The following is a 14902-nucleotide window of genomic DNA, read 5'->3' as shown; positions in this document are numbered from 1 at the left end:
ATTTCCGAATGGGCTGATTAACCTGCCAACGATTATGAAAGCACTTTGCGCTTAACCGGGACTTTCCGCAGCAGCAAGAAGACGGAGGCAAATACCAGAGCTACGATGCAGAGCGCCAGAGGAATAACGGCAGCAAGGCTTGCACGCTCGATATCGTATGCCTTTTGCAGGATCGAACCGATCCAATCGGCGGATATGACGGTCTCCATCGCCATCGCAGGCAGTATCGCAAGGAGTATTAACACCACGGCCAGCTTCCAATTAAAGCGGTAGAAGCAGGAACCGATCAACCACCCGCTGCCGAAGAAAGCGATGAACAAGAAGAAATATTCGACGAAAATCAATCCGAATTGCGACGCATCCTTGAACAGGTGAGGATTGCTAAGCTCGAGAGGCCAATCGTACTTGTCATAAATCCACTGCTCGATCGGGTAGCCTATCACCATAATAATTGCCGAAATCGCCGAGTAGACAACGAGCAGTCCGCTTACGCCCCAGATGAAATGCCTCCTCGTCACCCCGTTCGAGACGAAGCTGGCAAGCGAGAGCGGCGTCATCAGAATGCCGATGACGAGCAAAAATACTTTAGGCGAGGTGGACGCCCCTTCCCATATTCCTTGCGCATCCATCTCGGCCCCGACAGTCGGCGATCGAAGAATAACCCCAATAGCCACATAGATACATAAGAAAACAAGCCAATAAATGCCGATCGTCCAACGATAGGTATACAATAACTTGAGCGCTACATTGATCGCGGGATGTCTTCTCTTCCGATTCATTGTTCATCGCCCTTTCGTTTCGTCATATGGACAAACAAATCCTGCAGCGATACCGGGCCCAGCTCAAGCCCTTCGGATATCGCCCGTTCGCAAGCCGCATCGTCCAACTCGCCGAACACGGTAACCGATTTCGTACGGCCAAGCTTCTGTTCTCCAAATACCGTCTTTCCTTGTGCGAACCGGTCGACGGCTTCGGCCGGTCCGGTGACGGCTCTGCCCTTCGTTCGGATCGATTCCGTCTCCTCATGCACGATGAGACGCCCCTTATCGATGATAAGAACCTCCTCGAACAAGGAGGCTACCTCTTCGATTAAATGAGTGGATAAAATAATCGTGCGCGGGTGCTCCATATAATCGTTTAGAAGCTGTTCGTAGAACGTGTACCGGGACGGCGCATCCATGCCGAGATACGACTCGTCGAAGATCGTAACCGGAGCGCGGCTGGCAAGGCCGATCGTAACCCCCAGCGCCGACTTCATACCGCGAGACAGTGTCGTCGCGCGCTTCTTGAGCGGCAGATCGTACAGCTTAACGAGCTTCGCCGCATAAGCATCGTCCCAATTCGGCCAGCAGCTGGCTGCCAGCGAAAGCGCGTCGCGCACGCTGAATCCTTCGTTCATATGTCCGCTTTCTTGAATGAAGCAAACCTGCTCCATCATTTTAGCATTTTCGAACGGAGCTTCGCCCCCGATCGAGACCGAGCCTGCCGATTGTAGCCGGAAGGACGCCAGAATGGACAGCAGACTTGTTTTCCCCGAGCCGTTGCGCCCGAGAAGACCGTATATTTTGCCCCCGTCGAGCTTGAAGGTCAGGTCATGCAGCGCGGTAAAGCTTCCGTAGCGGAGCTGCAGCTTATTCACCTCGATACCAAGCGTCATGCTTCATCCCTCCCTTTCACGGATTCGATCCGTTTAATAATGTCGCCCACCGGCACGCCGATCTTATCCGCCTCGGCCAGCATCTTGTCGACAACCTCCTCGAAAAACACGTCCCTGCGCTGCGCGAGCAGCGATTGTCTTGCCTCTCCGCTGACAAACATCCCGATCCCTCTCTTCTTATACAAAATCCCTTCGTCCGTGAGCAATTGAAAGCCCTTCGCAGCCGTTGCCGGGTTGATGCGATAGAAGGCCGCATACTGATTGGTCGACATCACTTGTTCGTCCTCTAACAGCACGCCGCTAATAATGTCCTCTTTGATTTTGTCAGCGATTTGCTGATAGATGGGGCTACGGTCGTCGAACACGTTATCACCTCTTCACTTATATGGTTCATTAGTTATGTAACTAACTATATAACCATTAGATTTTCCTGTCAATCCCAATTTTCAATTCGCTTGTCCAACGACAAAAGGACCGTTCCCTTCTTTTCGAAGGAACAGTCTCTGGTGAGCATTTCGATTGCTCTCATGTCCAACACGGTTACATAACCTCTTTACGCCTCATCGTTCCGTATAACAGTGAGAGGCTTAGCACTATCGTTGCAATCATAACCGCAATAGCGACAAAAGGATAAAGAACCGGCAAGCCAAACAGACGCACGAGCATCTCCATGGCCGCTATGCTGCCGCCTTGGATCTCCTCGATTAACTGTTCGTCTGTCGGCAATTTGCCCACCTCTGCATGTACAACGGATGGCATTGCGGAAAAGTTGTAAAGATTGTTGAGCTATCATTTCCCGAATATTAAAAAAAGAAAAAAGCTGCGTCTCCGCAGCCATGCTTCCGTATTCTACTCTATCGCAATAATAGTTCAAGTCACTTCCTCAGCGTCAACGACTGAAAATGAGGCGCTCCATCGCTCATCGGGACGGTGTGGAAATCGATTATTTCGAAATGCCGCCCGAATATAGGAACGATGTCCTCATCGAGATACATCGAGAAGAAACGTTTGGGCTCGTAGGTATCCTGCTCCCATACGCCTTCCGTATCTTGACCTCCATATACGCCGCAGAAGAACAGACCCCCTGGTTTCAACACCCTTTGGATTTCGCGCAGCACCTTTGGCAGATCGTTCTTCGGCACATGGAGCAAGCAATTGAGCGCGTATATCGCATCAAAATGGTCGTCCTCAAACTCGAGCTCATAAAAATCCATCGTGTTCGCGCGCAGCCCCTTGTCGAGACAAAGCGCCACCATTTCATCGGATAGATCGACCGCGAACACGTCAAGCCCGTTTTGAGCAAAAAACAAGCTGTCCCGCCCGGTCCCCGCTCCGACTTCAAGCAATGATTGGCGGGCTTCTTGCTTCAAGAGGCTTAGGAAACGCTCCCGTTCCTGCTCCTTCCAAGGCTCGATGCCGTTTTTGTTCCGCTGCTCGGCATGCTGGTTATACGTCGTGCGTAACGATTGTTTGTCCATTTATCCCGATCCCCTGTCTTAGGTTGAACTTTGATTGATTTTGTCATTGAATTCGACATTCGCATGGGAGTTCCCTTCCAGCTTGGGGGCATCCTGTGGGATAATAGGGTCAGATACCGTACAAGAAAGGGACACTTATGAACGAAACAAAGAAAAATGCACGATCTCGAGCGGGGATCATTTATTCCGTCTTTCTTCTGCTCCTTGCCGGGATGCTATTCGTTCCGCTGCCTTATTACCTTTACCAGCCGGGAACCGTTGAGAAAATCGCGAATTACGTCAAAGTAGAGAACGGTGCGCCATCGAAGGATGGCAGCTTCAGCCTGACGACCGTCTTTAGCTCCAAGGTCGGCAATACCTTCACGCTGCTCTATGGGCTGCTCGCTCCCGACACGGAAGTTCGCAAAGCAGCCAAGGTGCGAGGAAACCTGACTGACGCTCAGTATAAAGCGCTGCTTGAACATATGATGAAACGATCGCAAAATAGCGCCGTCGCCGCGGCGCTCGAAGCATCCGGCAAGCAAGTGCCGGTGAAGTATACCGGTATTTTCGTTCAGTCGATCTACGCGGGCTCCAAAGCGGAGGGAATTATATTCCCCGGAGATATTATAATCGAAGCCGACGGGCAGTCCGTCACGAAACTTGACGATATGCTCGCCATGTTGGACGCCGGGAAAAAGCCTGGCGATACGATCAAGCTCGGCGTTCTGCGCGATGATCAACAGCTGGAACTAGCCGTGGAATTATACGGGTTGGCGGGAAGCGATCCTCTATCAAGCAAGGCGTATCCGCGAATAGGACTCGTAACGGAGGATCAATTCCAGATTACGCCTCCCGTTAAGGTCGAATTTACGGTATCCGACATCGGCGGGCCGTCCGCCGGTCTCATGTTCGCCCTTGAGATCGCCGACCAGCTGGATCCAGCCGAATTGACCCATGGCTTGACGATTGCCGGTACGGGTACGATCGACGCGTCTGGCAAGGTGGGGCAGATTGGAGGCATTCGCGACAAAATCATTGCTGCCGACCGCGCTGGCGTCGATTTATTCTTCAGTCCCGCAGACGCGAACCCGAATGACAGCAACGAAAAAGATATTTTGGACGAGGCCAAGAAGCGGGAATACGATATAACGATCGTTCCTGTGCGTACGCTGGACGAAGCGCTGGAATACTTGGAGAATCTCGATTCTACGGCATAAGAGAGCTTCCTATTTTCCCTTCCGTCGACTCGCCCGTCATTCAAGTAATACCTTCAAGTGCTACGTTAACATATTTAGCTTGAGAACCTTGCTGTATCGCTGGCTCAGCGACCCCAAACCGAAATATTGCATGAATGTTGTATGATGATTTTAGAACAGGTTTGGAGGGGTTGCAGAAATCAACCCCGATCAGACGAAGCAGTTCGTCACGATGTATGCGAGCTTAAAGAATTTTGACGATAAAGCGGTTCAAGATTTAGTGACGATTCCGAAGCTCGCTTTCGCAGGGGAGCAGGATTCGATCGTATATGGGAACAAATTCGGAGGCGTAACCGTGGACATCATCGGCTTACTGCGGAAGAACAAAGCCTTGTTGGAGCAGCTCGGCTGGGATGTGGTCGTTCTTACCGGAGACGACATGGACCACACGAAAGCGATGCAGCCCGCCACGGCATTGCCGCTTATCAAGCCTTGGCTGGCAGATAGGCTATAGCTGGCATCAAATCAAAGTACGGATGCTTCAGATAAGGATGAAGTTGATTGGGTCCGGTTTTCTACCTTTCGTTTGGAATACTCTTTCTTTTATTAAACCATTTACTTAGGCTTACCCATATGCATAACAGCGGAATATAGCCGTACAATAGAATCCATCCCGACAAGGTCATCGCGGAATCCAGCTTTTCGATCGTCATCGGGCTTTTCATCGGAAGCATAATGACAAACACGATACCGCTGGTTAACCATAAGGAAGGTTTTGCTTTCAGGCCGACCGTTTTCTTCAGGATTCGGACGCCTCCCCACATGCCCACGCAGCATGCGGAAATGATCACGAAAAACCAAATGAAAATATAAATATAATCAAACCTTTCAAGAAACGGAAAGCGGATGACTTTGGACAAAATAAGCGTAGGCCAGATGGTATGCTCCAGCTGTTGAATATTAAAAAAAGAAAAGCTGACAAACGCGATGATCAAAGGAATTAAAGTGGAATGGGCAACCGCAAGATGAGCCCATTTCTTGGATTTTTTCTGATTTTTGATAAAGGGATACAATAAAAGCAAAAACTCTACCCCTAACAATGTGCTCAACGAATGGTAGGCCGACTCTGCAAATTCGTAGGGGCTATGGTTGAATAGGGGGAGAAAATTCGTCCAATGCGCTTGCTTCAGCGGGAAATAGAGAGTCGGAATCAGCAGGGTGGGAACGATGATGCAGACGAATAAAATGCCTGTAATGACCCTTAAGCCTCCGGATACAAGGTATGCGGTAGTCAACAGGAACATAAGCGATAACATCCAAAGCTGCGTATAAGGAAAAACCCAGACATGTATGACTTCCATGTAGGATCTTAGTTCGTTTACGATAAACAAAAGGATATAGGCATAGAACGCGAGAGTCAGAAGGCTGCCGAGCCGCTTCCCGAACAACTGGTTGTGCAGCGATATAAGGTCTCCATCCGGTGCATTTTCCAGCAAAAAAAACATCATCGCAATAATGAAATGAAAACTTATCCCCACTGCCGCAAAAGAAAACAAAGAGTCCATTTCAGCCCCTTTGATAATGCGGCTTTGGAAAATCAGCAAGGTGCCGCCCATTTGCGTGCCGTGTATTAAAATCCATAGAAGGTACGGAGATACGGTCAAGCTTTCCTTTACTTGTTTTTCCACCGGATATCCCCCTGACCCCATTATTCTCCGACTCCGGACTTGCTTAGTTGCGTACGGAATTGAATATCGTATTTGATTTTTCCGTAGTCGGCCTCATAGAACTTTTCCTCGTTCCAGCTTCTTTGGCGAGACCTGATCAAATCTCCCATGCCCAGCGGGTCAACCTTATCATTCACGAACTTGTTCAGCAACGCGAGAAGACGGCTTCGGATTTGCCCTTCCAATTGTTGAATTAACGAGTGGGTATTTCCCTCCACATCGAGAGCAAACCACTCCGGGTATTCGTTTACCATTCCGCTCAACATGAAGGAGTAGGAGACCAGAATCTCATTCTGATTGAAGGTAACCGTTCTGCTCTGTTTGCCGTAATTAACGGTAAAGATAGCCGGAGCTTCATTGGAGCCCTTTTTGATCATAAAAGGAACGTCTCCCCGCATCGCGTCGCCTTGCAGCAATTTAAAATACAGCATTTCTTCCGGGTTCAGGACGAACTTCAACCGGTCATCCTTGAAAATCCCGTAACCGCTAATCTCAATATCCTTTTTTTGGTTTAATTTGAGATAAGGCATAGAAAAATCCCGCCCCGTGCCGTAATAATCAAACAGAACGGTTGAAAGATTCGAATAAGGGATCATTTCGCGCTTCATATTTTGTTCGATCAAATGATAAGGAAACTCTTGGCTTCCTTTGCCTGCCAGACTTTCGGATACGGATGCAAGGGATTCATCGAAAACGGCCATAATCACATAATTGCTTATTAAAGGGTCTCTGCATATTGTTTTTAAAAAGGCGGACAATCCTTCGCCCGCCACTTCCTTGCTGAAAGCAAGCATTTTCAGCTTTTCAATCCGGATTGGCTGCGCGGATTGGAAGGCCATCTCTTTCAGGATCACCCTGGTTTGCTTCGCTTTTCCTTGAAGAACTTTTATTTTTCCTTTCTCCTCATAATCGGAATACAATGCCGAGCCCGTATAACCGGAGTCGCTTTTGTCGAATCCGAGAACGGTCAAGATCCGGATATGGTCGATAACGTTCGCATTGCTGCAGCCTGTCAGGACGAGCAAAGCCATGAAGGGAATCAGCAGCAAACGCATCATGCTACTCATTGTCAATATCCTCCTTGTCTTCCTTCGGTCGATATCGCTTATCGGATTTCGGTTTTAAAAACTTGCTTCTGTTTGTCGTGTACTGGAATGAGGCGCGTATGACGCTGTCCGCAAAATTGCCTGTCCGAAACGGGAATATCGGCACCAAGTATGGCGTCCCTAACGATCTTAAGCGCAGTAGGTGCCCTGCAAGAATAAGGAACCCGGCGACAAGGCCCAGTCCGCCCCAAATGCCCGCAAGCAGGATAAAGGGAAACCGCAAGAGCCGGATCGTATTCGCCATTTTGAAAATGGGAGTCGTAAACGAAGCGAGCGCCGAAAGAGCAACGATGATCAGCAAAATATTGCTTGTCAGCGCCGCGTGAACCGTCGCTTGTCCAATCACGATTCCTCCTACGATCCCTAACGTCTGCCCGATTTTCGTCGGCAGCCTTGCTCCGGCTTCCCGCAGCAGCTCGATCGTGAGTTCCAGGAAGACGGCCTCTATGACAGGCGGAAACGGAACTTGGTTGCGCGATATGATAAGCGGCTCGATCAAGGTTTCCGGCAGCACCTCGAAATGATAGGTTAATACGGCAACATATAACGGAGCGGCAAATATGGAGAAAAATATGCTTAAAATTCGAATGATGCGAAAGAAGGATCCGAGTATCCAAGGCAAAAAATAGTCTTCGGGCGAAATAAAAAAGTCCAAAAATGTAGACGGCCCGGTAATGACGTAAGGCGAACCGTCCGCGAAAACGGCGACTTGTCCGGATGTAACGGCATAGATAACGCGATCCACCCTTTCCGTCGATAGAAACTGAGGGAACGGCGAATTAGAGTTATCCGAAATGATCTGGTCAAGTAACGAGCTGTCAAAAACAACATCTAAATGAATCGCTTTAAGCCTCTGCCGAGCCGTCTGCACGTGTTGATCGTTCGTAACTCCATCCAGATAAACGATAATAACCCGCGTGTTGGACACGGTTCCGATCGTTATTTCTTCGACGACTAATTCCGGTACGGCAATTTGCTGCCTGAGAAGGTGAATATTGAGATCTATATTTTCCACAAAGCCGACTTTAGGTCCAACGACGCTGAATTCATTTTCGGTTTCATTGCTCTGGCGGTGACCAAGCTCCTCTTGACTCACGTTTACCAAGATGAACTCATGTTCCGCCTCGTTGAGCCGAATGACGGCATATCCTTTAATTAGCTTTTTCCCCACTTCGTCCGCATCATGGGTCACCTTCACGTCATCTAACGGGATCACGTTTTTAATATCTTCCGGATCGTTTAGCCGTTCGATATTTTTTTGAATTTCCGATACGAGAAAACGGTTTATTTTCATATGATCCACGAGGGACTGATAATAACTGATTTGAATGCGGACGGTATCGTCGCCCTCGAACGGGGAAAATTGATGAAAGTCGCTGGATTTGCGCGCCAATCGAAAAACCTCGGCGATCGTTTTCCGGGCGTCGTTATTTAGATTAGCCGAATCCTTAACAGGTCCGTTTTGCCGCTCCATAGTCTGCTCCTTGCCTACACCTGAAGTATGAGTTAACACCATTATGATCGGCGATCCAAAGATCCATACATTCCCTTGGTCGCGATAGCGCTCCAAAACAAAAATGGCGAACGAGGTTAAACCCCATTCGCCATTCATCATCCTATTTATTTCACGAAATACGCAACGATGGTCGAAATTTCAGCCCGTGTAATCGCGTTTTTCGGACGGAGCGTCCCGTCTTCGTAGCCTTTGACTATGCCTGCCTCTACAAGAGCAGTCATCGCTTCTCTCGCCCACGGCGAGAAACCTTCCAGATCGGCGATCTTCGTGCTGTCGGCCGATGCCGCAGGCAGCCGGTCCTTCACTGCACGGTAGAGAATGACGAAGGCTTCCTCTCTCGTCATCTGCTGTCCCGGCCTGAAGCTGCCATCCTCGAAGCCGCTCACAATGCCTGCTTCAACCAATGCTTGAACGTACGAATTGTACCAAGCATTCTGCACCGTATCGTTGAACGATGACGAAGGATTTGACGGAGCCGTCATACCGAGCAAGCGGAACATGACCGACGCATACTCGGCACGGGTCATTTTCGCGTCAGGCTTGAAGCTGCCGTCCGGGTAACCGCTAAGGATCTGCTTCTCGGAGAGCTGCGCAATAGCTTCCCTCGCCCAATGCTTCTCCGTATCCTTAAATGGGGCTTGCGGTTGCGTCGGTTCAGTAGGAACCGTCGGATCTACCGGCTTCTCAGGCTCGGTTGGCTTTTCTGGTTCTGTCGGTGTTTCCGGCTCCCCGTTGCCATTGCCATTGCCGCTATTCGGCAGATCGCCTACGGCGAAGCCCCAAATGTCCGACAGCGTATACCCGCTATTCGCGTCTTCGGCCGCCGCATACCATTCGTAGTAACGGTTTTCCTTCAAGCTTCTCCACGTGACGGTTGCTTCCGATCCGCTGGCGACATTTTCAACCGAGCCGATCTTCTGGTCGGTATACGCTTTGACGCCAAAATAGTCGGTAGCGACGCGTTTATTCATCTCTCTGAGGTCAACGTCCATATCGAACTCATCCTTGCCCGGGTACTGGGCCGGATCGTAGTAGTTGTAGTCGTCCAAGTATGGCGAATACGTCTTCATATGGATTTGATTGCTCTCCACATCGAACTGCATCAAGCGGATATAACCGAGACCGCCCATCTCCGCGCCTTGGTAATCGGCTAGCATTTGGTATACTTTGCGGTCCGGTGTTCCGTCCCCGTTATCGTCGATATTGTCCACGAGCGTCTCGGCGTCATGATAATGGCCGGAGAGCGTAGCGATGACGTTCGGGTTCGGTACGACGACGCGCTCATAGATTTTGTCCGCAACCGGTGCCCGGTTAGCCGATACGAGCATGTATTCATGGAAGGCAAGAATCGCCTTTCTGTCCGGATGCGCCGCGACGGCGTCGTTCACCCACTCAATCTCGTCATCGCCGATGTTCCAGCCCATGTACACGATAATGAAGTCCACGCCGTCGGCGGAGATCAGGTCGTAATGGCCGCGGTTATTTTGGTAAGAGCCGCCGTAGTGCGGTTCGTCCTTGAAGCGGTCTTCACCGTAATGCTTCCAATAATAACTGTAATCGCCGGTTTGATGCGACACGTCATGGTTGCCGGCAAGAACGCCGTAAGGCATGTTCGCGTCTTCCAGCACTTTCATGCTTTTGTTCGCTTCCGCCCACTGATAAGCTTGATCGGCATCGTCGACAATGTCGCCCGTATGAATAACGTACTTGATATTCATCTCGTCCTGCTGCTTAACGATCCAATCTACGTTGCCCTTATAAATTTCCGGATAGCTCTCGGAATAATATTGCGTATCCGACATCCAGATGAAGGAGAAATCATATTCATCCTGCGTTACCGGCAACTCATCCTGCACCATTGCATGAATGACGCCGCCCGTATTGTAGTCGCCTGCCTTCACCGTTGCGCTAAGCGTAAAGTCTTCTGCTCCGGCAACTTTATAATCCAGCAGCGCCCACTTGCCCTCCTTCTGATCCCAAGCGTACAGGCTGACTTTACGCCCTTCGAGCGACTTGCCGCTCCACTCGATGTCGACGCGGTCGGTCGCCTTCACCGACGCATCCAGCTTCATATCGAAGCGATGGTACGGGAACTGGTTAACGGAATCGTTAACGAGGTACTCGCCGTCGACTTTTCCGATCTTCGCATAATCGTCCGCCGTGAACGCCTGCTCGCCGCCCGGCTGAAGCTGCTTCGGCGGCTCCGTGTCGGAAGCGCCGGAATACGCTGTGAAGCCTTGCTTGCTTCGTGCATCGAAGTTAAACCCTTTGTAGAAGGTCAGCTTCAGCAAATCGCCCATCGGGTCGTTTGCCTTCACCGTTAAGCTCGCACGGTTCGTCGTTAGGCTCGAGCCGTTAAGCGGTGCGATAAGCTCCGGTTTGTCCGGATTTTCATTCGGCACCTCGAACGTGACGGTACGTTCGCTTGCATTGCCTGCCTGGTCCGTCGCTCCCACGATAAGCGTATGCTCCCCGCTCGTCAGCTTGCCGGAAGAGGTCGCATAAGGAAGCTCGATAGCGTTGCCGTCTAGGGCAGCCGTTACCGATTTAACGCCCGCAAGGGCATCGCTCACATCGGCATCGATGATCAGATCGCCGCGATACGTCTCGCCGTCTTGAAGCGAGGTCTCAATGACAGGCGCTGTATTATCGACCGTCACCTCTGCCGATACGCTGGTTGCTCCGCCTGCCGATACCGTTACCGTATGCTTGCCGTCCGGAAGCTCCGTCGTATCCCATGCGAGCGCCTTGGAGCGCAGCACCTCTTCTTCAAGCGTCAAGTTGAACTCGATCGCCGGGAATTTGCCCGCGCTGTCGCCCATCTTGATGTCCTTCGCCTTGTCCCCGTACAACGGATCGTATATGACTGTCCCGTCTGCAAGGACAAGCCGCACGTTGCGCACTCTAAAGTCGTCCTTGTTCTCTTCCGGACGGTTATCGAACGGACCCGTCTTCGTTCCCGCGCGAATCGCGATCTTATTATCGCCAAGCTTCAGCCTCTCGCTGGCGATCGGGTAGTTAAGCGTCATAAACGTATTAATCGGGTCCATGAACGTATATAAAATCTCGTCGCCCATCGTAACCGCATTTTTGAAGTAATAATTGACCTCAGCCGCTTCGAAAGCAAAGTACGCGTCATGCTCAAGCGCACGGTACGTGCCGTCTTGGACTGCTCCGTCCACGGTCAGTGTCAGCGCATCTGCATCCTCGCTCTCAGAAGTGGCCTTAAGCTCGAATATGCCGGAAACGAGATTGCCGTTTTTCGCGTTCAACCGAAGCGGCGAGCGATCGGAGCCGCCGGTAATGCTTACGCGAACCGGCTCAGATTGCTTCGTGTTCGTACCGTCGGAAGCCTCGAAGTAATATTCGACATAAGCTTTGCCCACCATATCCGGCGATGCGACGGTAAAGTGGAACATTTTATCGTCATAGTCCTCATACAAATAATGCTTCGTATACCCCGCATCTGTATTCGTTTTGACGTAAATGGCCGCCGTCCGAACCTCGCGGTCATCCTGAACGTCGGCAACGAGCCCCAGCGATTTGGACTCCGCGATTTCCGTTAACGCCGTCATGTCGTCGATGACAGGAGCAACCGCATCGACTGCCGGCTCGATAGGTTCCGCAGGCTTCTGCATGTCCTCGAGCGAACCAGGCGTAGCCGCCTTCGTGCCCACGCTATATTTGAAGGATTCGACCGATCCGCTCCTCGGATATGCGTAGTAGAGACCCTTGCTATCCGACGTTTCGCCGCTTAACGAGCCGTCATAATAGACCGCCGATATTTCCTTGTGGGTATTGGTTCCGATGACAACGCCCCTTCTTGAGCCGTTCGCCATGCCATCCGAATACACTTTAATGAGCGTCTTGCCTTCCACCAGGTTAACGCCGAACTGGTCATTGAAGTCCGCTGCCGTTTTGGCTGTATTGGCACTATTAATGACCCAGAATACGATGGAGCTCTGCGCGGCAATACGAATGTCCTCGCGGTCCGTTGGCCAGATCACATCTGCGGAAGGACCGGAATCCGTATAGCGATAATAGAGCTTATAATCCTGGAAGTTGATTTCATCCGTCGTATTGTTGTACACCTCGATAAACTCATAACCGTCCGCGGTGCCTACGTTCACGCTGTTAGGAAGCAGCTCAGTAATAAGTAGCGGAGGCACTTTATTCGCATCAAATGCAGGGAAGGCGGTCACCGACAGCTCGTAATGCTCCGTTTCGACCGTATGCACGCTGTCCTTCGCTTGCACGTAATACTCAAGCTGCGACTCCACCTGAGCCGCCCTTGGAATCGAAGCCTTGTATACGCCGTTGCCCGTGGTCGACATAGCGGCGGCCGCATACAATTGCTGAGAAGCCGACTTGTAATAGAGCATAGCCGTTACCGCATCGTCGGTCTTTCCTTGGTCGCTCTCCGCATTCGCGATCGTAACCGAGATCGCAGCATCACTGCCTAATTGAACGCCAGCCGAAGGCGTATGCGTAATAACCGGCGGCATATTGCCGCCCGGCGGTATCAATTGCTCCGCCGCAACCGCGCCCGGCGTTGCCGCGGCCGTGCCTGCGCCAGCCATCATCAGCATGCTCGTTCCGCTCAGCGGAACACTATAGAAGATGCCTTTGTCCGGCTTCGTCTGATCATCGTTCTCGTACCCGGCCGAGACGATTTCTTTTCCGCTCTTGCTCTTAACAATGAGCGTCCGCGGGCCTCCGTTAGCCATGCCGCCTGTCTGATCCAAGCGGAACAAATCTACACCCTCTACGAGCGTCGCTCCGCCGTAATTGGCATTGAACATATCGGCCGTTGCTGTGCCGTTGTCCGCATTCATAACCCATAAAACGATAGAATCTTTTGCAGGGATCGTTACCTCATCCGCCGTCTGCAGCGGCCAAGACGTATCGGTGCCGCCATTGCGGTAGTAGAGAGTATAATCTTTCAAGCTCTTCGCTTCTGAGGATGGATTATACAGCTCGATGAACTCATAGCCGTCCGATGCTCCGATATTCGTCGAGTCAGGAACGAGTTCCGTAATGAGCAAGGAGAGTTCCTCCGGTTCAATAGCAGGCGACTCCTCTACTGTTGTAACATTCACCTCGTACACCTCGGAGACAACAGCCGGATCACCCGACTGATCTTGCGCCTCGATGTAATAAGAGAGCGCGCTGTTATCCGCGAACGCTTCGTGCGGGATAACTGCCGTCAATCCGTAGGCCGTACCGCTAACCTTAGCCACTGCTTCTCCACCCAGCTTCGCGTACTCGGTCTGCGCATCCGTCTTATAGTAAACCGATGCCGTTACGGTTCCGATGTATTCGGACAGCTCTGCCGCGATCGCATAGTCGCTCAGCCCCGTCTCTGCGGCAGGCGTATGAGCGATTGTGGGTGTCGATTCATACGAAGTACCGGCCCCCGAAGGCTCGGCAGGCACTTGCGACGCTTCCGCCAAGCCTGGCGTTGCCGCCTTCGTTCCCGGATTTGTCATCATGCGCATCTGAACCGATCCGTCGATCGGATATTTGTACAAAATGCCTTTGTTCTTCACCGTCTGCGCATCGTTCTCGTAGGAGGCCATTGCAATGACGGCACCGCCCGCATCCTGAACCATGATGTCGCGTGGAGCCGAATTATGGAGACCGCCTCCGCCGTTTAAGCGGATCAAGGATTCGCCTTCAACCATGCTAGTCCCGTAGTTAGCGTTGAAATCATCCGCCGTTAGCGAGGTGTTAGCCGCATTCATAATCCAGAACGCGACCGATTGGCGTGCCGGAATAACGATATCCCCGGCAACAACCGTCTCAGGCCAAGGCGTATCCGTTCCACCATTGCGGTAGACGATGGAATAATTGTCATCAAAATCGATAGCCTCATCCGTATTGTTATATACCTCGATAAATTCATAGGCATCCGTTGAAACGCCGGTCACATTCTCGCTATCAGGCACTATTTCCGTAATCAGCAGCTTAGGGATTGCATCATAAGGTACGGAGATCGCACCTGCCGGAGCAGGAGTCATTCCTAGCATCATGCTGCCCAGCAGCAGGACTGCCATTCTTTTTCTCAACTTGTTCAAGCGTTAAGCACCTCTTCCATTCTTTTTCCAGGCTGGTTCGCACGTTGGTTCAGTAGTGCATTTTACAGCTCGTATGTATGAGTGGCGTTAACGTTCTATGAAAAGATTGTAAAGGAGGTATGAGTGAGAAATGATTTAAGGTGCCAATTGCGTCTATTGGATT

General features: G+C 51.1%; 10 protein-coding genes and 1 pseudogene. 2 read left to right on the top strand and 9 right to left on the bottom strand.

The window, feature by feature from the left end:
- Window positions 1-32: 32 nt before the first annotated feature.
- The 5 genes from J2T14_RS27615 to J2T14_RS27595 form a co-directional block, all read right to left on the bottom strand.
- Window positions 33-779: a hypothetical protein gene (locus tag J2T14_RS27615; protein ID WP_307476167.1), complete on the bottom strand. Its 747-nt coding sequence runs from the start codon at window positions 777-779 to the stop codon at window positions 33-35.
- Window positions 776-1657: an ATP-binding cassette domain-containing protein gene (locus J2T14_RS27610; RefSeq protein WP_307476165.1), complete on the bottom strand. Its 882-nt coding sequence runs from the start codon at window positions 1655-1657 to the stop codon at window positions 776-778. Before J2T14_RS27610 ends, J2T14_RS27615 begins: the two co-directional genes overlap by 4 nt.
- Window positions 1654-2022 (bottom strand): GntR family transcriptional regulator, encoded by a 369-nt coding sequence (locus tag J2T14_RS27605; RefSeq protein WP_307207692.1) that lies wholly within the window; start codon window positions 2020-2022, stop codon window positions 1654-1656. The genes J2T14_RS27610 and J2T14_RS27605 overlap by 4 nt, the downstream gene beginning before the upstream one ends.
- Before the next feature lie 175 nt (window positions 2023-2197).
- Window positions 2198-2383, bottom strand: coding sequence for a hypothetical protein (locus tag J2T14_RS27600; protein ID WP_307476163.1), 186 nt, complete (start codon window positions 2381-2383; stop codon window positions 2198-2200).
- A gap of 149 nt (window positions 2384-2532) precedes the next feature.
- A complete protein-coding gene (locus J2T14_RS27595) occupies window positions 2533-3135 on the bottom strand; it encodes a class I SAM-dependent methyltransferase (RefSeq protein ID WP_307476161.1) in 603 nt (200 codons plus the stop codon).
- Between the two features lie 137 nt (window positions 3136-3272).
- Between J2T14_RS27595 and J2T14_RS27590 the strand changes: the two genes are divergently transcribed.
- Window positions 3273-4334, top strand: coding sequence for a SepM family pheromone-processing serine protease (locus tag J2T14_RS27590; protein WP_307476159.1), 1062 nt, complete (start codon window positions 3273-3275; stop codon window positions 4332-4334).
- 175 nt (window positions 4335-4509) lie between these two features.
- A pseudogene (locus tag J2T14_RS27585) lies at window positions 4510-4827 on the top strand (alpha/beta hydrolase); the annotation flags it as partial.
- Window positions 4828-4888: 61 nt separating this feature from the next.
- On the opposite strand, the gene J2T14_RS27580 reads toward J2T14_RS27585, so the two are convergent.
- The 4 genes from J2T14_RS27580 to J2T14_RS27565 all read right to left on the bottom strand — a co-directional run bounded on the left by J2T14_RS27580 (window position 4889) and on the right by J2T14_RS27565 (window position 14739).
- Window positions 4889-6001, bottom strand: a complete 1113-nt coding sequence (locus J2T14_RS27580; protein WP_307476154.1) for a GerAB/ArcD/ProY family transporter — start codon at window positions 5999-6001, stop codon at window positions 4889-4891.
- A 20-nt stretch (window positions 6002-6021) separates the two neighbouring features.
- Window positions 6022-7107, bottom strand: coding sequence for a Ger(x)C family spore germination protein (locus J2T14_RS27575; protein WP_307476152.1), 1086 nt, complete (start codon window positions 7105-7107; stop codon window positions 6022-6024).
- Window positions 7100-8620, bottom strand: coding sequence for a spore germination protein (locus tag J2T14_RS27570; RefSeq protein ID WP_373458222.1), 1521 nt, complete (start codon window positions 8618-8620; stop codon window positions 7100-7102). Before J2T14_RS27570 ends, J2T14_RS27575 begins: the two co-directional genes overlap by 8 nt.
- Before the next feature lie 146 nt (window positions 8621-8766).
- On the bottom strand, window positions 8767-14739 hold the full coding sequence (locus tag J2T14_RS27565; protein WP_307476148.1) for an S-layer homology domain-containing protein: 5973 nt from the start codon (window positions 14737-14739) through the stop codon (window positions 8767-8769).
- Window positions 14740-14902 lie beyond the last annotated feature (163 nt).

It is taken from the genome of Paenibacillus harenae, assembly GCF_030812415.1.
Lineage (GTDB): Bacteria > Bacillota > Bacilli > Paenibacillales > Paenibacillaceae > Pristimantibacillus > Pristimantibacillus harenae_A.
The sequence above is the reverse complement of the archived record's forward strand: the minus strand, read 5'-3'. Positions and strand labels throughout refer to the sequence as shown.